Raw genomic sequence first — 20,661 nt, 5'->3', positions numbered from 1 at the left:
CGGCTCAGCTGCCGCCGATCGGCAGCTCGCTGGCCAGCGAGAACACCTCGAAGTGCAGCACGGCGGCGCTGCTGTCGGCCGGGGAGGCCCCCAGGCCGATCACCCCGCTGCCGTGCAGCACGCACACGCCGCGGCGCAGCATGACGACCTCGTGGTCGCCGGTGAAACGCACGAAGCTGCCGTTGCTGCTCTGGTCGGAGAGGTGGAAGTTGCCGCCGTGCCATTCGATGCGCGCGTGCAGCCGCGACACCCGGGAATCGTCGATGCAGAAGGTGGAGTCCGGACTGCGGCCGATCACCACGGGCATCTGCTGCACCGTGAACACCTGCTGCGGTGCGTCGGCCAGCGCGAGGCGGATGCAGTCGGCCAGCGGCGTGTCGGTGAAGTCGGCGAACAGGGTGGACGGGGTGGCATCGTCGTCGTACCAGGACTCCAGCCGGTACACGTGGCAGGGCTCGCTGCGCCCGCGCAGGTGCAGCCGCTCCAGGCTCTTGAAGCGCTGCCGGTCGACCGCGGCGAGCTGCTCGTAGACCTGCTGGGTGATCAGCACCTCGTTGTCGCCCGCGTGGTCGAGCAGCCGGGCGGCCACGTTGACCGCATCGCCGAAGCTGTCGCCGGCCACCTCGACGATCTCGCCATGCGCCATCGCGACGTACAGCCGCAGCGCGGCGGCACCGGTGTCGGCCTCGGCCATGATGCGGGCGATCGAATCCTGCATCTCGCGGGCAGCGCGCACCGCCATGGGGCCGCGCTCGAACAGGGCCATCAGCCCGTCGCCCAAGGTCTTGACCACCTTGCCGCTGTTCTGCGTCACGACCCGGCTCAACAGGCCGATGGTCTGCGTGACGACGGCGGCCGCCTGCGCGTTGCCCAGCGTGCCGAACAGCGCCGTGCTGCCGCGCAGGTCGGCAAACAGGACGGTGCGGGCCGAGGATCCGGTCATGCAGGCTTCAGGCGTCGGAAGGGGGATGAACGCGCCGAGTGTAGCGTGCAACCCGGCAATGAAGAACGGCCTTCCGTGTTGCAAGCCTGATGCAAGCCAGGCGGTGTACCGGGCGGTGGCCCGGGACGGGCGCGGTGCCTCCGGGCCGGCCGCCCCGCAAGCTGCATATCCCGCCCACCTTACAGGTTGTCGAGATACGTGCGCAGCTTGTGGCTGGCGCCGCAAGCTGCGTGCGGTTGCTTTCGCTGCCGCCAGCCCTGCGGGCTGCGTATCCCGCCCACCTTACAGGTTGTCGAGATACGTGCGCAGCTTGTCCGAGCGGCTCGGGTGCTTGAGCTTGCGGATGGCCTTGGCCTCGATCTGGCGGATGCGCTCGCGGGTGACGTCGAACTGCTTGCCCACTTCCTCCAGCGTGTGGTCGGTGGACATCTCGATGCCGAAGCGCATGCGCAGCACCTTGGCCTCGCGCGGGGTCAGGCTGTCGAGGATCTCCTTGACCACCTCGCGCAGGCCGGCCTGCATGGCCGCGTCCACCGGCGCGACGTTGTTGGTGTCCTCGATGAAGTCGCCCAGGTGCGAATCGTCGTCGTCGCCGATCGGCGTTTCCATGGAGATCGGCTCCTTGGCGATCTTCATGATCTTGCGAATCTTGTCCTCGGGCATGTCCATCTTCTCGGCCAGCGTCGGGGCATCCGGCTCGTGGCCGAACTCCTGCAGGTGCTGGCGCGAGATGCGGTTCATCTTGTTGATCGTCTCGATCATGTGAACCGGGATGCGGATGGTGCGCGCCTGGTCGGCGATCGAGCGGGTGATGGCCTGGCGGATCCACCACGTCGCGTAGGTCGAGAACTTGTAGCCGCGGCGGTATTCGAACTTGTCCACCGCCTTCATCAGGCCGATGTTGCCTTCCTGGATCAGGTCGAGGAACTGCAGGCCGCGGTTGGTGTACTTCTTCGCGATCGAGATCACCAGGCGCAGGTTGGCCTCGATCATCTCCTTCTTCGCGTCGCGCGAGGCCTTCTCGCCCTCGTTCATCTTGCGGTTGATCTCCTTGAGATCCTCGATGGGCACGACGGCCTTCGCCTGCAGGTCGATCAGCTTCTGCTGGAACTCCTGCACGGCCGGCAGGTTGCGGCGCAGCACCTCGCTGTAGGGCTTGCCCGCGGCGGCTTCCTTCTCGGCCCACTTCAGGTTCAGCGCGTTGGGCGGGAAGTGCTTGATGAAGTACTCCTGGGGCATGCCGCACTTGTCGACCAGGATCTTGCGCAGTTCGCGCTCGTAGCGGCGGATGTCGTCCACCTGCGAGCGCAGGATGCCGCACAGCCGCTCGATGGTCTTCACCGTGAAGCGGATGCCCATGATGATGTTGCTGACCGCGGCCTGGGCCTTGTTGTAGCCGGGCGACTTGTAGCCTTCCTTCTCGTAGGCCTTGCGCATCTTGTCGAAGTGCACGGCCAGCTGGTCGAAGCGCTCCAGCGCGGCGTTCTTCAGCTCTTCCAGCTTCTTGGTCAGCGCCTTGGAGCCGCCGTTGCCGTCGTCGTCGTCCTCGTCGTCGAAGAAGTCGACGTCTTCCTCGGCCACGTAGTCGTCGGCCTCGTCCTCGGAGACGAAGCCGTCCACCACCTCGGAGATCTGCACCTCGCCGGCGCGGATCTTCTCGGCCAGCTGCAGGATCTCGGCGATGGTCGTCGGCGACGCCGAGATGGCCAGCATCATGTCCTGCAGGCCCTTCTCGATGCGCTTGGCGATCTCGATCTCGCCTTCACGGGTGAGCAGCTCCACCGAGCCCATCTCGCGCATGTACATGCGCACCGGGTCGGTGGTGCGGCCGAATTCGGAGTCGACGGTGGACAGCGCGGCTTCGGCTTCCTCCTCGGCTTCCTCCTCGGTGGCCGTGGTGGTGGCGCCGCCGGCGATCAGCAGGGTGGCGGCGTCCGGGGCCTGCTCGTAGACGGCGATGCCCATGTCGTTGAGCATGGACACGATGGCGTCCATGATCTCCGTCTCGACCAGCTTCTCGGGCAGGTGGTCGTTGATTTCCGCGTGGGTCAGGAAGCCACGCGTCTTGCCCATCTTGATGAGGGTCTTCAGCTCCTGGCGGCGCTTGTTGACCTCGTCTTCGGTCAGCGTCGTCTCGTCCAGGCCGAATTCACGCATCAGCGCGCGCTCCTTGGCGCGCGAGACCTTCATGCGCAGGGGCTTGGCCTTGGGCTTGTCGTCGTCGGCCGCCACCACCTCCTCAGGCTCGACCTCCAGGTCGGCCTCGAGGTCCGCGTCGACATCGGAAAAATCGTCGTCGGCATCCAGGTCGGCAGCGCTGGCCTTGCGGCTGACCGTTTCAGCCTTGGGCTTGCGGCCGCGCTTGGCCTTGGGCTTGCCGTCGTCGGCCGCGCTGCTCCTGGCCGCGCGGGTGGTCTTCGCGGCGGCCTTGGCAGCCGGCTTGGTCTTTTCCTTCTCTTCCTTCGCCGCGGCCGCCTTGGTGACCTTCTTCTCTTCGGTCTCCGTGGCCTTGGCAGCCTTGGCGGTGGATTTCGCGGGGGCGGATTTCTTCGCGGTCATGAACTTCCTCGGATGGATCTGGGCTCAGACGGCCAGCCGGCAGGCCGCATGACGCCACCGGCGGGCACATGCGGGAAAACTGGCAGGCAGGACAGAGCCTGACGCGTCTGATCCGGAACAGATGAGGACATCGATCCGAAGGTCAAGCGTCGGCTCAGGTGGGCAAGCTGGCGTGAACTGTCTTCGAGGGCAGCCCTTGCGGGAGGGTTTGGCCTGATCATCCCCGTGTCGCGGGTGGCCGGATCCGGAAGGTGCTGCTGTCACTCTTGCCGCGCATCAAACCGGAAATTATCGCCGACGCATCCCTGTTTGTCAAAAAAACGGGTTTGTCAAGGGCCGAAAACCGTGGCAAATCAACGGTCGCGGGCGGCGACCAGGCTTTCGATGCGGTCTTTCAGCGCCTTGCACTGGTCGAGCAACTCGCGCGCCCGCTGCAAGGTCTCGGGGTCGAGGGCGCCGGATTCGAACAGCATGGCCCGCTCGTCCTCCAGCGCACGCAGCAGCAGCCGGTCCACCACGATGGCCAGCTCGCACGACAGGTCCACGCCGTCCTCGGGCTCGTGCAGCTCGCGCAGGCGCTGCACCAGCGCCTCGCTGCCGTTGCCGAAGTCCTCGCGTGCCATTTCTTCCAGCAGGGTGGTGGCGCTGACCGGGCCCTGGTCGTTCAGGTGCCGCTCGATCCAGGCAAAGGCCGGGCCGTAGGGGGCGACCTGCTCGGCCAGCAGGTCGTGGGCCGCCGGCGACAGCTCGTTCCACAGCTCGCAGCGGCATACCAGCAGCCACAGCGCCCGGTCGAGCAACGTGGGAGTGCCCGACAGCAGCCGGCGCGAGGCGGGCGGGCGCCGGCCCGGGCGGCTGCCGGGGCCCCCGGCCTCGCGCCCGGCCGGCCGGTGGGACGGCGCGGCATGGCCGCCGTCGCCGATCCAGGCCTGATGCAGCTCGTCGACCGGCATCGCGGCGTGCTGCGCCAGCTCGGCCAAGATCTGGCGGCGCAGCAGGCCGTCGGGCAGCGCCTGCCACAGCGGGCGCGCCTGCGCCAGGAAGCGCGCCCGGCCCTCGGCGCTGCCCAGCTCGCAGCCTTCGCGGGCGGTCTCGACCAGCTGGCGCGACAGCGGCACGGCCTCGGCGACGCAGCGCTCGAAGGCCTCGGGCCCGAAGGCGCGGATGTAGGAGTCGGGGTCGTGCTCGGGCGGCAGGAACAGGAAGCGCGCGCTGCGGGTGTCGGTCACGTGGGGCAGGGCGGCTTCCAGCGCGCGGGCCGCGGCGCGCCGGCCGGCGGCATCGCCGTCGAAGCTGAACACGACCTGGTCGGTGAAGCGGAACAGCTTCTGCACGTGCTCGGCGGTGCAGGCGGTGCCGAGGGTGGCCACCGCGTTGGGAAAGCCCAGCTGGGCCAGCGCGACCACGTCCATGTAGCCTTCGACCACCAGCGCGTAGCCGCGCTCGCGCAGCGCGGCGCGCGCCTCGTACAGGCCGTACAGCTCGCGACCCTTGACGAACACGGGCGTCTCGGGGGAATTCAGGTACTTCGGCTCGCCCTCGTCGATCACGCGCCCGCCGAAGCCGATCACCTCGCCGCGCACGTTGCGGATCGGGAACATGATGCGGTCGCGGAAGCGGTCATAGTGGCGCGCCTCCTCGCCTTCGCCCTGGGCGATCACCAGGCCCGACTCGGTCAGCAGCGGGTCGTCGTACTGCGGGAAGACGCTGGCCAGCGTGCGCCATCCGGGCGGGGCGTAGCCCAGCCCGAAGCGGGCCGCGATCCCGCCGGTCAGGCCGCGGCCCTTGAGGTACTGCACCGCCCGGGGGCTGGCCTTGAGCTGCTTGCGGTAGTGCTCGGCCGCACGGCCCAGCACGTCGGTGAGCGTGGCGCGGCGCTCGCGCTCCTGCGCGGCCTGGGCGCGCTGCTCGGGGGTGCCGTGCTCCTCGGGGACCTGCAGGCCGAATTCCTGTGCCAGCTCGCGCACCGCGTCGACGTAGCCCAGCCCGCCGTGCTCCATCAGGAAGTCGATCGCGTTGCCGTGCGCGCCGCAGCCGAAGCAGTGGTAGGTCTGGCGCGTCGGGCTGACGATGAAGCTGGGGGTCTTCTCGTTGTGGAAGGGGCACAGCCCCTTGAAGTTGATGCCGGCCTTCTTGAGCTGCACGTAGCGGCCGACGATCTGGACGATGTCGGCGCGTGCGAGGAGGTCTTGCTTGAAGCTCGGCGGGATCACTGCAGGAGTCTACCCAAGCCGCCGCCCGGCCGGGGCGGCGGGGTTCCCGCCGGTGCAGGCGCTCAGTCGCCCATCACGATGCCTTCGCGGCGCGGGTCGGCGCCGCCGAACCAGCCCTCGGCCGTGCGCTGGATGGCCTGCAGGCCGCTGGTCATGTTCATCTCGCGGATCTCGTGGCCGCGCGCACGCAGCGCCTCCAGCGTGGCGGCCGGGAAGCGCTTTTCCTCCAGCAGCGTCGGGCCGTTGTTGGAGCCGAAGTTGGGCAGGCTGATCGCCTGCTGCGCGTCCAGGCCCCACTGCAGGGTGCCGAGCAGCGTCTTGGCGGTGTAGTGGATGATGGCCGCGCCGCCGGGCGAGCCCAGGCTCATCACCAGCCGGTTCGTGCCCTGCTCGAACACCAGCGTGGGGCTCATGCTGGAGCGGGGGCGCTTGCCCGGCTGGACGCGGTTGGCGACCGGCAGGCCGTCGGCCGCGGGCGCGAAGGAGAAGTCGGTCAGCTCGTTGTTGAGCAGGAAGCCGCGCACCATCTGGCGCGCCCCGAACTGGTCCTCGATCGTCGTGGTCATCGCCAGCGCATTGCCGTAGCGGTCGACGATGGAGATGTGCGAGGTGCCGCGCTCGACCTGGTCCGCTTGCGGGGCGTAGGCCACCGCGCCGCCGCGCGGCGCGCCGGGCTTGGCCGTCTTCATGGACTGCACACCGATGGCCGCGGCGCGCTCCTTCAGGTAGGCGGGGTCGATCAGGCTGCGCCAGGAGCCGGCGGGGGGCTGGACGAAGTCCGGGTCGGCGACGTATCGGGCGCGGTCGGCGAAGGCCAGCCGGGCCGCCTCGGTGTAGACGTGCAGCAGGTCGGGGCCGGGCAGGCCGTCGACCAGCGGCTGCGCCACCGGCGCGGCGTGCTCCATGATGCCCAGGATCTGCGCGATCGCGATGTGGCCGGACGAGGGCGGCGGGAAGCCGCACAGGCGGTAGCGCAGCCAGTCCGAGCACAGCGCCTCGCGCTTCTTCGGCCGGTAGCTGGCCAGGTCCTGCTCGGTCATGCGCCCCGGGTTGGTCGGGTGGCCCTGCACCTTGGCGACGATGTCGCGCGCGATCGCGCCGGTGTAGAAGGCATCCGCGCCGCGCGCGGCGACCTCGCGCAGCACCGCGGCCAGCTCGGGGTTGCGCAGCACCATGCCGACGTCACGCGGGTCGCCGTCGGGCTTGTAGAAATAGCGCGCGGCCACCGGGTCCTTCTTCAGGTGCTGCTCGCTGCGCAGCAGGGCGTGCAGCCGCGGGCTGACCCGGAAGCCGTTTTCCGCCAGCGTGATGGCGGGCTGGAACAGCGTGGCCCAGGGCAGGCGGCCGTGTTCCTTGTGCGCCAGCTCCAGCATGCGCAGCGTGCCGGGCACGCCCACCGAGCGGCCGCCGACCACGCCTTCGTAGAAGGCCATGGGCTGGCCATCGGGCTTGAGGAAGAGGTTCTCGTCGGCTGCCGCCGGCGCGGTTTCGCGGCCGTCGTAGGCCTCGAGCTGCTGGCCGTTCCAGTGCAGCAGGAAGGCGCCGCCGCCGATGCCGCTGGACTGCGGCTCGACCAGGGTCAGCACCATCTGCACCGCGATCGCCGCGTCGACCGCCGAGCCGCCGGCCCGGAGGATCTGGTAGCCGGCGTCGGTGGCCAGCGGGTTGGCGGCGGCGACCGCGAAGGTCTTCGTGGCCCAGCCCGGCTTGTCGATGTAGCCGGACGCGGCCTCGGGTTCGTCCGGCGGGGTGTAGCGGAACTCGGGGGCGGTGGCGCAGCCGGCGCACAGGGCCGCGGCGGCCAGGCAGGAAAGGGCAAGGCGCAGCTTCATGGGACTCCTCGTGGGTCTGGCGGGCGCCGCCAGTCGCCTGGCGGCCGGGAGTGCCGGGGCATCTTACGGCGGCGCCGTGCTCCGCCTGCGTGTCGAAGCGTTACCCGAGCCCGGGACGATCAGCGCGGAGCCAGGCGGATCGCGCCGTCGAGGCGGATCACCTCGCCGTTGAGCATCTCGTTGGTGACGATCGCATGCACCAGCTTGGCGTAGTCCTCGGGCGTGCCCAGGCGCGAGGGGAAGGGCACGCTGGCGGCCAGCGAATCCTGCACCTCCTTGGGCATGCCGAACAGCATCGGCGTGCCGAAGATGCCCGGGGCGATGGTCATGTTGCGGATGCCGTTGCGCGCCAGGTCGCGGGCGATGGGCAGCGTCATGCCGACCACGCCGCCCTTGGAGGCCGAGTAGGCGGCCTGGCCGATCTGGCCGTCGTAGGCCGCCACCGAGGCGGTGGAGATCAGCACGCCGCGCTCGCCGGTGGGCTCGGGCTCGTTCCTGCACATGGCCTCGGCGGCCAGGCGGATCATGTTGAAGGTGCCGATCAGGTTGACCGTGATCACCTTGGTGTAGAGGTCCAGGGGGTGGGCACCGTCCTTGCCCACGGTCTTGGCTGCCGGGGCGATGCCGGCGCAGTTGACCAGGCCGACCAGCTTGCCCAGCGAGGTGGCCTTCTCGACCACCGCCTTGCCGTCGGCCTCGCTGGCGACGTCGCACTTGACGAAGGCGCCGCCCAGCTCGCGGGCGACGGCCTCGCCCTTGTCGACCTGCAGGTCCGCGATCACCACCTTGCCGCCCTCGCGCGCGAGCATGCGTGCCGCGCCTTCACCCAGCCCCGAGGCGCCGCCGGTGACGATGAAAACCTTGCCCTGGATGTCCATGTTCGTGCTCCTGAAAGGTCGTGTGGGATTGACGTGAACGTAAACGTCAATTGTGGACGAACTCCGGGCCGATCCGGCAGGCCGCCGGTGCGACGGGGGCTCGGTAGAAACCATGAGGCCGGCCGGCGAGAAATTCATTGAAGTCTCAATACTTGAGACCTAAAGTGTCCTGGCATGAAGATCGTCTGCATCGGCGGCGGGCCGGCCGGCCTGTACTTCGCCCTCCTGATGAAGAAGGCGGATCCGGGCCACGACATCACCGTGGTGGAGCGCAACCGGCCGTACGACACCTTCGGCTGGGGCGTGGTGTTCTCGGACCAGACCCTGGGCAACCTGCAGGCGGCCGACGCGCCGACCGCGCAGGCGATCCTGGATGCCTTCAACCACTGGGACGACATCGAGATCCACATCCGCGGCCGCACGGTGCGCTCGGGCGGACACGGCTTCTGCGGAATCGGTCGCAAGCGGCTGCTCAACATCCTGCAGGCGCGCTGCGAGGCGCTGGGCGTGAAGCTGCAGTTCGAGACCGAGGTGGAAAGCGACGAGCAGTTCGCCGATGCCGACCTGATCATCGCGTCCGACGGGCTGAACAGCCGCATCCGCAACCGGTATGCCCACGTGTTCCAGCCCGACATCGACCTGCGTCGTTGCCGCTTCGTGTGGCTGGGCACGCACAAGCTGTTCGACGCCTTCACCTTCGCCTTCGAGGAAACCGAGTTCGGCTGGTTCCAGGCCCACGCCTACCGCTTCGACACGGACACCTCGACCTTCATCGTCGAGACGCCCGAGGAGGTCTGGCGGGCCGCGGGCCTCGACCGGATGGACAAGGAAGAGGCCATCGCGTTCTGCGAGACGCTGTTCTCGAAGTACCTGGACGGCCACCGGCTGATGTCCAACGCGGCGCACCTGCGCGGCTCGGCACAGTGGATCCGCTTCCCGCGCGTGGTCTGCCGGACCTGGGTGCATCACAACGGGCGCGCGCCCGTGGTGCTGATGGGCGACGCGGCGCACACGGCGCACTTCTCGATCGGCTCGGGCACCAAGCTGGCGCTGGAGGATGCGATCGAGCTGGCGCGCTGCATCGGGCAACGCCGCGGCGACCTGATGGGCGCGCTGCAGGACTACGAGGCGGTGCGCAGCGTCGAGGTGCTGCGCATCCAGAACGCGGCGCGCAACTCGACCGAGTGGTTCGAGAACGTCAGGCGCTACGTGCACCTGCCGCCCGAGCAGTTCGCCTACTCGCTGCTGACGCGCTCGCAGCGCATCAGCCACGAGAACCTGCGCCTGCGCGACCGCGGCTACGTCGAACGCTACGAGGACTGGCTGGCCGAGCGCAGCGGGGTGCGGCGCGCGCCGCACGCGCAGCCGGTGCCGCCGATGTTCACGCCGTACCGCGTGCGCGGCCTCCAGCTCAAGAACCGCGTCGTGGTCTCGCCGATGGCGCAGTACTCGGCCGTCGACGGCATCCCGGGCGACTACCACCTGGTGCACCTGGGCGCCCGCGCGATGGGCGGGGCGGGCCTGGTGTTCGCCGAGATGACCTGCGTGTCACCCGATGCGCGCATCACGCCGCATTGCCCGGGGCTGTGGAACGACGCCCAGCAGCAGGCCTGGCAGCGCATCGTCGACTACGTGCATGCGCATACCGACGCGAAGATCGCGCTGCAGCTGGGCCATGCCGGCCCCAAGGGCTCGACCAACGCCCCCTGGGAGGGCGAGGGCGCCGACCGGCCGCTGCCGCAAGGCAACTGGCCGCTGATCTCGGCCTCGGCGGTGCCCTACCTTGAGGACGGCCCGGTGCCGCGCGCGATGACCCGCGAGGACATGGACCGTGTCAAGGCCGATTTCGTCGCCGCGACGCGGCGCGCCGCCGCGGCCGGCTTCGACTGGCTGGAACTGCACTGCGCGCACGGCTACCTGTTGTCGGCCTTCATCTCGCCGCTGACCAACCGGCGTGACGACGAGTACGGCGGGCCGCTGGAGAACCGGCTGCGCTATCCGCTCGAGGTGTTCCGCGCGATGCGCGAGGCCTGGCCCGGGCACCTGCCGATGTCGGTACGCATCTCGGCGCACGACTGGGTCGAGGGCGGCACGACGCCCGACGACGCGGTCGAGATCGCGCGCGCCTTCAAGGCCGCCGGTGCCGACATGATCGACTGCTCCTCGGGCCAGGTCAGCGTGCGCCAGCAGCCGGTGTACGGGCGCATGTACCAGACGCCCTTTGCCGACCGCATCCGCAACGAGGCGGGCATCCCCACGATCGCGGTCGGGGCGATCTCCGAGGCGGACCACGTCAACAGCATCATCGCCGCCGGCCGTGCCGACCTGTGCGCGATCGCGCGGCCGCACCTGGCCAACCCGGCCTGGACGCTGATGGAGGCGGCCCGGATCGGCTACACCGATCTCGAATGGCCCCGCCCGTACCGCGCGGCCAAGACGCAGCTGGAGCGCAACCTGGAACGCGAGAAGGCGGCCGCGGCGCAGGTCGCGGGGCTGTCGCCGCTGCAGCAGGCCAACCTGGCATTGGGGGTGTGAGCGCATGGGCCTGCCAGGACGTCATGCAGTGGTCACCGGCGCGGCGCGCGGCATCGGCGCGGCGATCGCGCGCACGCTGGCTGCCGAGGGGGCGCGCCTGACCCTGATGGGACGCCATCACGACGCGCTGCAGGCGCTCGCGCGCGAGCTGCCGGGCGGCCCGCATGCCGCGGTGGCGGTCGACGTGGCCGAGGCCGAGGCGGTGCAGGCGGCGTTCGCCGCGGCGCGCGGGCGGCTGGGGCCGGTGGCCATCCTGGTCAACAACGCGGGCCAGGCCGAGAGCGCGCCGTTTCGCAAGACCTCGGCGGCGTTGTGGCAGCGCATGCTGGCGGTGAACCTCACCGGCAGCTTCCTGTGCGCGCAGCAGGCGCTGCCCGACATGCTCGAGGCCGGCTGGGGCCGCATCGTCAACATCGCCAGCACCGCCGGGCTGAAGGGGTACGCGTACGTCTCGGCCTACGTGGCCGCCAAGCACGGCGTGGTGGGGCTGACGCGCGCCCTGGCGCTGGAGGTGGCGCGACAGGGCGTCACCGTCAACGCGGTGTGCCCGGGCTATACCGACACCGACATCCTGCGCGACAGCATCGCCCGCGTCGTCGAGAAGACCGGCCGCAGCGCCGGCGAGGTGCGCGCGCAGTTCGCCGCCGGCAATCCGCAGGGGCGCATCGTGCAACCGCAGGAGGTGGCCGACGCGGTGCGCTGGCTGTGCGGGGAGGCGGCCGGCGCGGTCAACGGCCAGGCGATCGCGATCTGCGGCGGGGAGCTGGCATGAAGCGCAAGCCCGTCTCCCCGCTGGACGATCACCGCATCGGGCTGGAGGCCCGGGTGGCGTCGGACGACCACATGGCCTTGAAGCTGTGGCTGCGCCTGCTGTCGTGCACCACGCAGATCGAGACCGAGATCCGCAAGCGCCTGCGCGCGCGCTTCGGCATCACGCTGGCTCGCTTCGACTACCTGGCCCAGCTGCACCGTCACCCGGAGGGGCTGCGCATGAACGCGCTGTCGCGCTACCTGATGGTGACCGGCGGCAGCATCACCGGCCTGACCGACGAGCTGGAGAAGGAGGGCCTGGTCGTGCGCGAGGCGGTGCCCGACGACCGGCGCTCCTTCCTGCTCAAGCTGACGCGCCAGGGCCGCGAGGTGTTCGAGCGCATCGCGAGCGAGCACGAGGCCTGGGTCATCGAGCTGTTTTCCGACCTGAGCTATGGCGATCGCAAGACGCTGTACGAGCTGCTTGGCCGGTTGCGAGTGCACATGGCCGCGCGCCAGAACCAGTCCCAGGAGGTGGTGTGACGATGTCCGCAGATCAACCCCGTGTCGACCCGGCCCTGGTGGCCGGCAACCGCATCCGGCTGTCCGGCTACGAGGCGCGGCATTTCCGCTGGACGGTGCACGAGCGCGTGGGCACCGTCACGCTGGACCGGCCGCAGCGCAAGAACCCGCTGACCTTCGATGCCTACGCCGAGCTGCGCGACCTGTTCGGCCGGCTGCGCCACGCCGAGGACGTGCAGGCGGTCGTGGTCACCGGCGCAGGCGGCAACTTCTGCTCCGGCGGCGACGTGCACGAGATCATCGGCCCGCTGCTGCGGCTCAAGGCGCCGGAGCTGCTGATGTTCACCCGCATGACCGGGGACCTGGTCAAGGCGATGCGGCACTGTCCGCAGCCCATCGTCGCCGCGGTGGACGGGGTCTGTGCCGGTGCCGGCGCGATCATCGCGATGGCCTCGGACCTGCGCTACGGCACGGCGCGCAGCCGCACCGCCTTCCTGTTCAACCGTGTCGGGCTGGCGGGCTGCGACATGGGCGCCTGCGCGCTGCTGCCGCGCATCATCGGACAGGGCCGGGCCAGCGAGCTGCTCTACACCGGCCGTGCGATGGGGGGCGAGGAGGGCCTGCAATGGGGCTTCTTCAACCGCCTGTGCGAGCCGGAGCATCTGCTCGAGCAGGCGCAAGCACTGGCGCACGAGCTGGCGCATGGCCCGACATTTGCGAACGGCCTGACCAAGGCCATGCTGCACCAGGAATGGGACATGGGCATCGACCAGGCCATCGAGGCCGAGGCGCAGGCCCAGGCCCTGTGCATGCTGACCGAGGACTTCTCGCGGGCCTACCACGCCTTCGTCGAGAAGCGCCGCCCGACCTTCGAGGGCAACTGAAGCCAGGAGCAGGAGACGGCCATGAGCGACACCCGCTATCTCGACTGGCCGTTCTTCGAGGAGCGCCACCGGCGCCTCGTGCAGGCGCTGGACGCCTGGGCGCAGGAGCGGCTGCCCGGCGCCGCCCACGGGGCGGACGTCGATGCCACCTGCCGCACGCTGGTGCGGCTGCTGGGCGAGGGCGGCTGGTTGCGTCACGCGGTGGCCGACGGCACTGCCCCGATCGACACCCGCGCGATCTGCCTGATCCGCGAGACGCTGGCCCGCCACGACGGGCTGGCGGACTTCGCGTTCGCGATGCAGGGGCTGGGCTCGGGGGCGATCAGCCTGGAAGGCACGCCCGGACAGCGTGCGCACTGGCTGCCGCGCGTGGCGCGCGGCGAGGTGATCTGTGCCTTCGCGCTGTCCGAACCCGAGGCCGGCTCGGACGTCGCGGCGATGCAGTGCGCCGCGCGCGAGGAGGGAGGGCAGGTCGTGCTCGACGGCGAGAAGACCTGGATCTCCAACGGCGGCATCGCCGACCTCTACGTGGTGTTCGCGCGCACCGGCGAGGCGCCCGGCGCGCGCGGCATCTCGGCCTTCATCGTCGAGGCGGGCACGCCCGGCTTCGAGATCGCCGAGCGCATCGACGTGATCGCGCCGCACCCGCTGGCGCGGCTGCGATTCAGCGGCTGCCGCATCCCGGCGGCCAACCGGCTGGGCATGCCGGGTGCGGGCTTCAAGCTCGCGATGCGCACGCTGGACGTGTTCCGCACCTCGGTGGCGGCTGCCGCGCTCGGCTTCGCGCGCCGCGCGCTGGACGAGGCGCTGCAGCGTGCCACCACGCGTCGCATGTTCAACCAGACGCTGGCGGACTTCCAGCTCACCCAGGCCAGGCTGGCGCAGATGGCCACCACCATCGACAGCGCCGCCTTGCTGACCTACCGCGCGGCCTGGCTGCGCGACCAGGGGCAGTCCGTGACGCAGGAGGCCGCGATGGCCAAGATGGCCGCCACCGAAGGCGCCCAGCAGGTCATCGATGCGGCCGTGCAGATGTGGGGCGGCCTGGGGGTGACCAGCGGGCAGACGGTCGAGCGGCTGTACCGCGAGATCCGTGCCCTGCGCATCTACGAAGGAGCGACCGAAGTGCAGCAGCTCATCATCGCCCGCGAGCTGCTCAAGGCCGCCCGAGCCTGAGAAGGAGCATGCGCCATGACGTACACCGCCCATGTCGACACCTTCGCGCGCGACCACCTGCCGCCGCCGGAGCTGCAGCCGGAGTTCCTCTTCACGCTGCCCGAGCTGCAGTTTCCCGCGCGGCTGAACTGTGCCCACGAGCTGCTCGACCGCTGGGTCGAGAGCGGGCAGGGCGACCGGCCGTGCATCCGGGCGCCGGGGGGCGTGTGCTGGACCTACGCGCAGCTGCAGGCGCAGGCCAACCGCATCGCCCACGTGCTGGTGCGCGAGATGGGCCTGGTGCCCGGCAACCGGGTGCTGCTGCGCGCGCCGAACAACCCGATGCTGGCGGCCTGCTGGTTCGCGGTGATGAAGGCCGGCGGCATCGCGGTGGCGACGATGCCGCTGCTGCGCGCCAAGGAGCTGAAGCAGATCATCGACAAGGCCCAGGTCTCGCACGCGCTGTGCGACCATTCGCTGGCCGGGGAGCTCGAGGCGGCCGCGGCGCAGTGCCCGACGCTGCAGCAGCTGCGCCACTTCCGGGACCCGTCGCCGCAGGGGCTGGAGGCGGCGATGGCGCGCCAGGGCGCACAGTTCGACAATGTCGCGACCGCGGCGGACGACACCTGCATCATTGCCTTCACCTCCGGCACCACCGGCCAGCCCAAGGGCACGATGCACTTCCACCGCGACGTGATGGCGATCTGCGCGTGCTGGCCGCCGCACGTGTTGAAGGCCGCGCCCGACGACGTGTTCATCGGCAGCCCGCCGCTGGCCTTCACCTTCGGCCTGGGCGGCCTGCTGCTGTTCCCGATGAGCATCGGTGCCTCCACCGTGCTGCTGGAGAAGGCCGCGCCCCCGCTGCTGCTGCCGGCGATCCAGGAGTTCGGGGCCACCGTGCTGTTCACCGCGCCGACCTCGTACCGCGCGATGGCCGCCGACGCGAAGCGCCTGCGCATCGGCGCGCCGCACGGCGGCACGCTGCGCAAGTGCGTCTCGGCCGGCGAGGCGTTGCCGGCGGCCACCCGCCAGCTCTGGAAGGACGCCACCGGGATCGAGCTGATCGACGGCATCGGCTCGACCGAGATGCTGCACATCTTCATCTCGGCCGACGAGGCGCATGCCGTGCCCGGCGCGACCGGCACCGTGGTGCCGGGCTACCAGGCCTGCGTGCTGGACGACGAGGGCCGGCCGGTCGCGCCCGGGGTGATCGGGCACCTGGCGGTCAAGGGGCCGACCGGATGCCGCTACCTGGCCGACGAGCGGCAGCGCCAGTACGTGAAGCACGGCTGGAACGTCACCGGCGACGCCTACGTGCTCGACGAGCGAGGCTACTTCCACTTCCAGTCACGCACCGACGACCTGATCGTCTCGGCCGGCTACAACATCGCCGCGCCCGAGGTGGAGGATGCCCTGCTGGCGCACCCTGCGGTGGCCGAATGCGCGGTGATCGGGGTGCCCGACGAGGAGCGCGGCCAGCTCGTCAAGGCCTTCGTCGTGCTGCGCGAGGGGCACCGCCCGGGCGAGGCGCTGGTGCAGGAGCTGCAGGACTTCGTCAAGCGCAGCATCGCGCCGTACAAGTACCCGCGCGCGATCGAGTTCCGCGACTCGCTGCCGCGCACCGAGACCGGCAAGCTGCAGCGCTACCGGCTCAAGCCGGGTGCGGTGTAACCCGCTGTCGGGAAGCCCCCGACTTCGTGCATGCTTGCGCCTTCCGTTCCACCCACACCAGGAGACCGTGATGTCCGAGCCCTTGCGTCATCTTGTCCTTGCGTTGACCCTGGCGGCCGCGGCGACCGGCGCCCCCGCTGCCGACCGTGTCAAGATCGGGTTTCTCAGCACCCTGTCCGGGCCGGGCGCGGGCCTGGGCATCGACATCCGCGACGGCTTCAACCTGGCACTGAAGCACACCGGCGGGAAGCTGGGCGGGCTGCCGGCCGAGGTCATCGTCGCCGACGATCAGCAGAGCCCCGATGCGGCGCGCCAGACCACCGACCGCCTGCTCAAGCGCGACAAGGTGGACTTCATGACCGGGGTGGTGTTCTCCAACGTGATGCTGGCGATCGGTCAGCCGATCTTCGCGTCGCAGACCTTCTACATCAGCGCCAATGCCGGGCCGTCGCAGTACGCCGGTGCGCAGTGCAACCCGTTCTACTTCAACGTCGCCTGGCAGAACGACAACCTGCACGAGGCGGTGGGCAAGACGGTGGCGGACAAGGGCTTCAGGAAGGTCGCGCTGCTGGCGCCCAACTACCCGGCCGGCAAGGACGCGCTGACCGGCTTCAAGCGCTTCTACAAGGGCGAGGTGGTGCAGGAGATCTACACCCGGCTCGGGCAGCTGGACTACGCCCCCGAGCTGGCGCAGATCCGCGCCGCGCAGCCCGATGCGCTGTACATCTTCCTGCCCGGCGGCATGGGCATCAACTTCATCAAGCAGTTCGTTTCCTCGGGCCTGTCCAAGGACGTCACGCTGTTCGGCCCGGGATTCTCGGCCGACGAGGACGTGATCCGCGCGGTGGGCGATCCCATGCTCGGCATGTTCAACACCTCGCAATGGGCGCACGACCTCGACAACCCGCAGAACAAGCGCTTCGTGGCCGACTTCGAGAAGGAGTACGGCCGGCTGCCGTCGCTGTACGCCTCCCAGGGCTATGACGCCGCGATGCTGATCGATGCGGCGATCCGCGACGTCAAGGGCCGCATCGAGGACAAGGACGCCGTGCGGCGTGCGCTCAAGGCGGCCAACTTCAAGTCGGTGCGCGGCGCGTTCCGCTTCAACACCAACCATCACCCGGTGCAGGACTACTACCTGCGCGTGGTGGTCAAGGACGCGCAGGGGCGCGTGACCAACCGCACCCTGTCCACCGTCTTCAAGGACCATGCCGACGCCTATGTCGGCGAGTGCAGGATGAAGTGATGCGCCGCCTGCCTGCACGCCGACGCAGCCCGGGCGGGCGCCGGGCCGCAGGGGGGCGCGGATGACCGCCACGCTGATCCTCGAGCAGGCCCTCAACGGCCTGCAGTTCGGCCTGATGCTGTTCCTGCTCGCCGCCGGGCTGACGCTGGTGTTCGGGATCATGGACATGATCAACCTGGCGCACGGCTCGCTGTACATGGTGGGGGCCTACCTCACCGCGGCGGCGGCGCAGGCCTCGGGGTCCTTCCTCGCGGGGCTGGCAGCCGGCATCGCCGGCACCGCGCTGTTCGGCATCGCGCTGGAAGTGACGATCCTGCGGCGGCTCTACCAGCGCGACCACCTGTCGCAGGTGCTCGGCACCTTCGCGATCCTGCTGATGTGCAACGAGGCGGTGCGCATGATCTGGGGCGCGCAGCCCATCCTGCTCAACCCGCCGGCGGCGCTGGCCGGGCCGGTGGAGCTGTGGCCCGGCTTCCAGTACCCGGCGTACCGGATGCTGATCATCGCGGTCGGGCTGGCGGTGGCGGCGCTGCTGTACCTGCTGGTGGTGCGCACGCGCATCGGCATGCGGGTGAGGGCGGGCGCGTCCAACCGCGAGATGGCGCTGGCGATGGGCTCGGACATCCGGCGCCTGTTCACGCTGGTGTTCGGCGTCGGCGCGGCGCTGTGCGCGGTGGCCGGCGGCCTGCTCGGGCCGCTGGTGGCGGTGCAGGTCGGCATGGGCGAGAACATCCTGATCCTCGCCTTCGTCGTGATCGTCATCGGCGGCATCGGCTCGATCCGCGGGGCGCTGGTGGCCTCGCTGCTGGTGGGGCTGGTCGACACGGTCGGGCGCACCTTCGTGCCGGTGGCGTTGGGCGGCCTGCTGGGCCCGTCGGCGGCCTCGGGGGCCGGGCCGGCGCTGGCCTCGATCCTGATCTACGTGCTGATGGCGGTGGTGTTGTTCTGGAAGCCCCAGGGCCTGTTCCCGGCGCGGGGGTGAGGGGATGGATGCCGTGACCTCGCCCTCCCCGCCGATGACCGCGAGTCCCCGGGCTGCCGCCCCGGGCGCCGGCGCACGCACCGGCGTGCTCGATCATCCGCTGCACTGGCCGGTGGCCCTGGTGCTGCTCGCGCTGCTGGTGGCCTTCCCGCTGGCGGCCGAGGCGCTGGACGAGAGCTTCTACATCGGGCTGGGCAGCCGCATCCTGATCTTCGCGCTGGCGGCCACCAGCCTGAACCTCATCCTCGGCTTCGGTGGCATGGTCAGCTTCGGCCATGCGGCCTTCCTCGGCATCGGCGGCTACGCGGTGGGCATCCTGATGCAGGAGGGCATCACCTCGGCCTGGATTGCGTGGCCGGTGGCGGTGGCCGCTGCCGCGGCGTTCTCCTTCGTGATCGGCGCGATCAGCCTGCGCACGCGCGGCGTGTACTTCATCATGATCACGCTGGCCTTCGCGCAGATGCTGTACTACGTGATGATCTCGCTGCGCGACTACGGCGGCGAGGACGGGTTGCCGCTGCCGGCGCGCTCGACGCTGGGCGCGCTGGACCTGGGCGACGATGCCAGCTTCTACTACGTGGTGCTGGTGCTGTTCGTGCTGGCGTTCCTCGCGATCCAGCGCCTGCTCAACGCGCGCTTCGGCCATGTGCTCCAGGCCGCGCGCGAGAACGAGACCCGCATGGCGGCGATCGGCTTTCCGGTGTACCGCTACCGGCTGGCGGCCTTCACGCTGGCTGGTGCACTGGCCGGGCTGGCGGGGGCGCTGGCGGCCAACCAGAGCGGCATCATCAGTCCCGCGCTGATGCACTGGAGCCAGTCCGGGCAGCTGATGGTGATGGTGATCCTGGGCGGGGTGGGGCACCTGTACGGCGGCTTCGTCGGTGCGCTGGTGCTGCTGCTGCTCGAGGAGATCGCGGTGGGCTACACGATCCACTGGCAGTTCGGGGTCGGTGCCGTGCTGCTGCTGGTGGTGCTGGTCGCCCCGCAAGGCCTGGTCGGCCTGCTGCCGCGACGTCGGGGGTCGGCATGACGCCGCTGCTGCTGATCGACGGCCTGGTCAAGCGCTTCGGCGGGGTGGTCGCCACCGACCAGGCACGCATCGAGGTGCGGCCGGGCGAGGTGCACGCACTGATCGGACCGAACGGTGCGGGCAAGACCACGCTGATCCACCAGATCTCCGGTGCGCTGGCGCCCGATGCCGGGCGCATCGTGTTCGACGGGCAGGACGTCACGGGGCTGGCGATGCCGCAGCGGGTGATGCGCGGGCTGGCACGCTCCTACCAGATCACCAGCATCTTCCGGCGCCTGAGCGTGCTGGACAACCTGGCGCTGGCCGTGCAGGCGCGCAGCGGCAGCAGCTTCTCTTTCTGGCGCCCGGCTCGCGCCGAGCGGCAGCGCTACGAGGAAGCGGCGGCAGTGGCGGCGCGCATCGGCCTGGGACACCGACTGGAGGCCATCGCCGGCGCCCTGGCGCATGGCGAGCAGCGCCAGCTGGAGGTGGGCCTGGCGCTGGCGACCCGGCCCAAGCTGCTGCTGCTCGACGAGCCGATGGCCGGCATGGGGCCGGACGAGTCGGCCCGCATGGTCGAGCTGCTGCAGGGCCTGCGCCAGGAGGTGACGCTGCTGCTGGTCGAGCACGACATGGACGCGGTGTTCCGGCTCGCCGACCGGGTCTCGACCCTGGTGGCCGGGCGCGTGATCGCCTGCGGCACGGTGGACGAGATCCGCGGGCATCCCGAGGTGCGGCGTGCCTACCTGGGCGACGAGGAGGTGCCGGCATGAGCGCGCTGCTCGAGGTCGAACACCTGCAATGCGCCTACGGCAGCAGCCAGGTGCTGTTCGACATCCATTTCACGGTCGGCGAGCGCGAGGTGGCCACGCTGCTCGGCCGCAACGGCATGGGCAAGACCACCACCGTGCGCGCGATCCTGGGGTTGACGCCGCCCAGGGGCGGCACGGTGCGCTTCCTCGGCGAGCGCATCGACGGGCGCTCGCCCGACCGCATCGCGCGCATGGGCCTGGCGCTGGTGCCCGAGGGCCGGCAGATCTTTCCCAACCTGACGGTCGAGGAGAACCTGCGCGCCTTCGCCGCCAACCGGGCCGGCGTCGCGCAGCCATGGACGCTGGAGCGCGTGTACGCGCTGTTTCCCCGCCTGAAGGAACGGCGGCAGAACATGGGGCACCAGCTCTCGGGCGGCGAGCAGCAGATGCTCGCGATCGGCCGGGCGCTGATGACCAACCCGCACCTGCTGGTCCTCGACGAGGCCACCGAGGGGCTGGCACCGCTGGTGCGCGAGGAGATCTGGCGGTGCCTGGCGACGCTGCGCGGGCAGCGCCAGGCGATCATGGTGATCGACAAGTATGTCAAGCGCCTGGTGCGCTTGGCCGACCGGCACACGCTGATCGAGCGCGGCCGGGTGGTCTGGCAGGGCGATTCGCAGCAGCTCGCGGCCGACGAAGGGCTGTGGGTGCGTTATGTCGGGGTATGACC

Annotated in this window: 16 protein-coding genes; 11 read left to right on the top strand and 5 right to left on the bottom strand. The window is 70.3% G+C overall.

What is annotated here, in order from left to right; all coding sequences use genetic code 11:
• Nucleotides 1-4 precede the first annotated feature (4 nt).
• The 5 genes from IS481_RS10770 to IS481_RS10750 all read right to left on the bottom strand — a co-directional run bounded on the left by IS481_RS10770 (nucleotide 5) and on the right by IS481_RS10750 (nucleotide 8,425).
• Nucleotides 5-943, bottom strand: coding sequence for an adenylate/guanylate cyclase domain-containing protein (locus IS481_RS10770; protein WP_104356923.1), 939 nt, complete (start codon nucleotides 941-943; stop codon nucleotides 5-7).
• Between the two features lie 282 nt (nucleotides 944-1,225).
• Nucleotides 1,226-3,502, bottom strand: coding sequence for an RNA polymerase sigma factor RpoD (rpoD, locus tag IS481_RS10765; protein WP_104356922.1), 2,277 nt, complete (start codon nucleotides 3,500-3,502; stop codon nucleotides 1,226-1,228).
• Nucleotides 3,503-3,855: 353 nt separating this feature from the next.
• Nucleotides 3,856-5,715 carry a DNA primase gene (dnaG, locus tag IS481_RS10760; protein ID WP_104356921.1) on the bottom strand — a complete coding sequence of 620 codons (1,860 nt, stop codon included), beginning with the start codon at nucleotides 5,713-5,715 and terminating at the stop codon, nucleotides 3,856-3,858.
• Between the two features lie 62 nt (nucleotides 5,716-5,777).
• Nucleotides 5,778-7,547, bottom strand: a complete 1,770-nt coding sequence (gene ggt / locus IS481_RS10755; RefSeq protein WP_104356920.1) for a gamma-glutamyltransferase — start codon at nucleotides 7,545-7,547, stop codon at nucleotides 5,778-5,780.
• 119 nt (nucleotides 7,548-7,666) lie between these two features.
• Nucleotides 7,667-8,425, bottom strand: coding sequence for a 3-hydroxyacyl-CoA dehydrogenase (locus IS481_RS10750; protein WP_104356919.1), 759 nt, complete (start codon nucleotides 8,423-8,425; stop codon nucleotides 7,667-7,669).
• A gap of 174 nt (nucleotides 8,426-8,599) precedes the next feature.
• Here IS481_RS10750 and IS481_RS10745 point away from each other — a divergent pair, with 174 nt between their 5' ends.
• From IS481_RS10745 to IS481_RS10700, 11 genes are all read left to right on the top strand, one after another.
• The gene (locus IS481_RS10745) at nucleotides 8,600-10,960 is read left to right on the top strand and encodes a bifunctional salicylyl-CoA 5-hydroxylase/oxidoreductase (protein ID WP_104356918.1); all 2,361 of its coding nucleotides are present in this window, start codon (nucleotides 8,600-8,602) and stop codon (nucleotides 10,958-10,960) included.
• Nucleotides 10,961-10,964: 4 nt separating this feature from the next.
• Entirely contained in the window at nucleotides 10,965-11,732 is a 768-nt protein-coding gene (locus IS481_RS10740) for an SDR family NAD(P)-dependent oxidoreductase (RefSeq protein WP_104356917.1), read from the top strand.
• Nucleotides 11,729-12,253, top strand: a complete 525-nt coding sequence (locus IS481_RS10735) for a MarR family winged helix-turn-helix transcriptional regulator (protein WP_104356916.1) — start codon at nucleotides 11,729-11,731, stop codon at nucleotides 12,251-12,253. Before IS481_RS10740 ends, IS481_RS10735 begins: the two co-directional genes overlap by 4 nt.
• Nucleotides 12,254-12,255: 2 nt before the next feature.
• Nucleotides 12,256-13,116, top strand: coding sequence for an enoyl-CoA hydratase family protein (locus IS481_RS10730; RefSeq protein WP_104356915.1), 861 nt, complete (start codon nucleotides 12,256-12,258; stop codon nucleotides 13,114-13,116).
• A gap of 21 nt (nucleotides 13,117-13,137) precedes the next feature.
• The gene (locus tag IS481_RS18375) at nucleotides 13,138-14,292 is read left to right on the top strand and encodes an acyl-CoA dehydrogenase family protein (protein WP_104356914.1); all 1,155 of its coding nucleotides are present in this window, start codon (nucleotides 13,138-13,140) and stop codon (nucleotides 14,290-14,292) included.
• Nucleotides 14,293-14,307: 15 nt separating this feature from the next.
• Nucleotides 14,308-15,942 carry an AMP-binding protein gene (locus tag IS481_RS18370; protein WP_104356913.1) on the top strand — a complete coding sequence of 545 codons (1,635 nt, stop codon included), beginning with the start codon at nucleotides 14,308-14,310 and terminating at the stop codon, nucleotides 15,940-15,942.
• Nucleotides 15,943-16,012: 70 nt separating this feature from the next.
• A complete protein-coding gene (locus tag IS481_RS10720; RefSeq protein WP_104356912.1) occupies nucleotides 16,013-17,188 on the top strand; it encodes an ABC transporter substrate-binding protein in 1,176 nt (391 codons plus the stop codon).
• 61 nt (nucleotides 17,189-17,249) lie between these two features.
• Nucleotides 17,250-18,170, top strand: coding sequence for a branched-chain amino acid ABC transporter permease (locus IS481_RS10715; protein ID WP_104356911.1), 921 nt, complete (start codon nucleotides 17,250-17,252; stop codon nucleotides 18,168-18,170).
• A gap of 4 nt (nucleotides 18,171-18,174) precedes the next feature.
• Nucleotides 18,175-19,200: a branched-chain amino acid ABC transporter permease gene (locus IS481_RS10710; protein ID WP_419186841.1), complete on the top strand. Its 1,026-nt coding sequence runs from the start codon at nucleotides 18,175-18,177 to the stop codon at nucleotides 19,198-19,200.
• Complete coding sequence (locus IS481_RS10705) at nucleotides 19,197-19,952, top strand: ABC transporter ATP-binding protein (RefSeq protein WP_104356910.1); 756 nt, start codon at nucleotides 19,197-19,199, stop codon at nucleotides 19,950-19,952. The genes IS481_RS10710 and IS481_RS10705 overlap by 4 nt, the downstream gene beginning before the upstream one ends.
• Nucleotides 19,949-20,659, top strand: coding sequence for an ABC transporter ATP-binding protein (locus tag IS481_RS10700; RefSeq protein ID WP_104356909.1), 711 nt, complete (start codon nucleotides 19,949-19,951; stop codon nucleotides 20,657-20,659). The genes IS481_RS10705 and IS481_RS10700 overlap by 4 nt, the downstream gene beginning before the upstream one ends.
• The last annotated feature ends 2 nt before the right edge of the window (nucleotides 20,660-20,661 follow it).

This window comes from Caldimonas thermodepolymerans (genome assembly GCF_015476235.1).
In the GTDB taxonomy this organism is placed as follows: Bacteria; Pseudomonadota; Gammaproteobacteria; order Burkholderiales; family Burkholderiaceae_C; genus Caldimonas; species Caldimonas thermodepolymerans.
The sequence above is the reverse complement of the archived record's forward strand: the minus strand, read 5'-3'. Positions and strand labels throughout refer to the sequence as shown.

Bases quoted from the DNA above. Each gene is read 5' to 3' on its own strand.
- IS481_RS10730 (WP_104356915.1), top strand. From the start codon at position 12,256: ATGTCCGCAGATCAACCCCGTGTCGACCCGGCCCTGGTGGCCGGCAAC.
- IS481_RS18370 (WP_104356913.1), top strand. From the start codon at position 14,308: ATGACGTACACCGCCCATGTCGACACCTTCGCGCGCGACCACCTGCCG.
- IS481_RS10710 (WP_419186841.1), top strand. From the start codon at position 18,175: ATGGATGCCGTGACCTCGCCCTCCCCGCCGATGACCGCGAGTCCCCGG.
- IS481_RS10705 (WP_104356910.1), top strand. From the start codon at position 19,197: ATGACGCCGCTGCTGCTGATCGACGGCCTGGTCAAGCGCTTCGGCGGG.
- IS481_RS10700 (WP_104356909.1), top strand. From the start codon at position 19,949: ATGAGCGCGCTGCTCGAGGTCGAACACCTGCAATGCGCCTACGGCAGC.
- IS481_RS10740 (WP_104356917.1), top strand. From the start codon at position 10,965: ATGGGCCTGCCAGGACGTCATGCAGTGGTCACCGGCGCGGCGCGCGGC.
- IS481_RS10720 (WP_104356912.1), top strand. From the start codon at position 16,013: ATGTCCGAGCCCTTGCGTCATCTTGTCCTTGCGTTGACCCTGGCGGCC.
- IS481_RS10745 (WP_104356918.1), top strand. From the start codon at position 8,600: ATGAAGATCGTCTGCATCGGCGGCGGGCCGGCCGGCCTGTACTTCGCC.
- IS481_RS10770 (WP_104356923.1), bottom strand. From the start codon at position 943: ATGACCGGATCCTCGGCCCGCACCGTCCTGTTTGCCGACCTGCGCGGC.
- IS481_RS18375 (WP_104356914.1), top strand. From the start codon at position 13,138: ATGAGCGACACCCGCTATCTCGACTGGCCGTTCTTCGAGGAGCGCCAC.
- IS481_RS10735 (WP_104356916.1), top strand. From the start codon at position 11,729: ATGAAGCGCAAGCCCGTCTCCCCGCTGGACGATCACCGCATCGGGCTG.
- IS481_RS10750 (WP_104356919.1), bottom strand. From the start codon at position 8,425: ATGGACATCCAGGGCAAGGTTTTCATCGTCACCGGCGGCGCCTCGGGG.
- ggt (WP_104356920.1), bottom strand. From the start codon at position 7,547: ATGAAGCTGCGCCTTGCCCTTTCCTGCCTGGCCGCCGCGGCCCTGTGC.
- rpoD (WP_104356922.1), bottom strand. From the start codon at position 3,502: ATGACCGCGAAGAAATCCGCCCCCGCGAAATCCACCGCCAAGGCTGCC.
- IS481_RS10715 (WP_104356911.1), top strand. From the start codon at position 17,250: ATGACCGCCACGCTGATCCTCGAGCAGGCCCTCAACGGCCTGCAGTTC.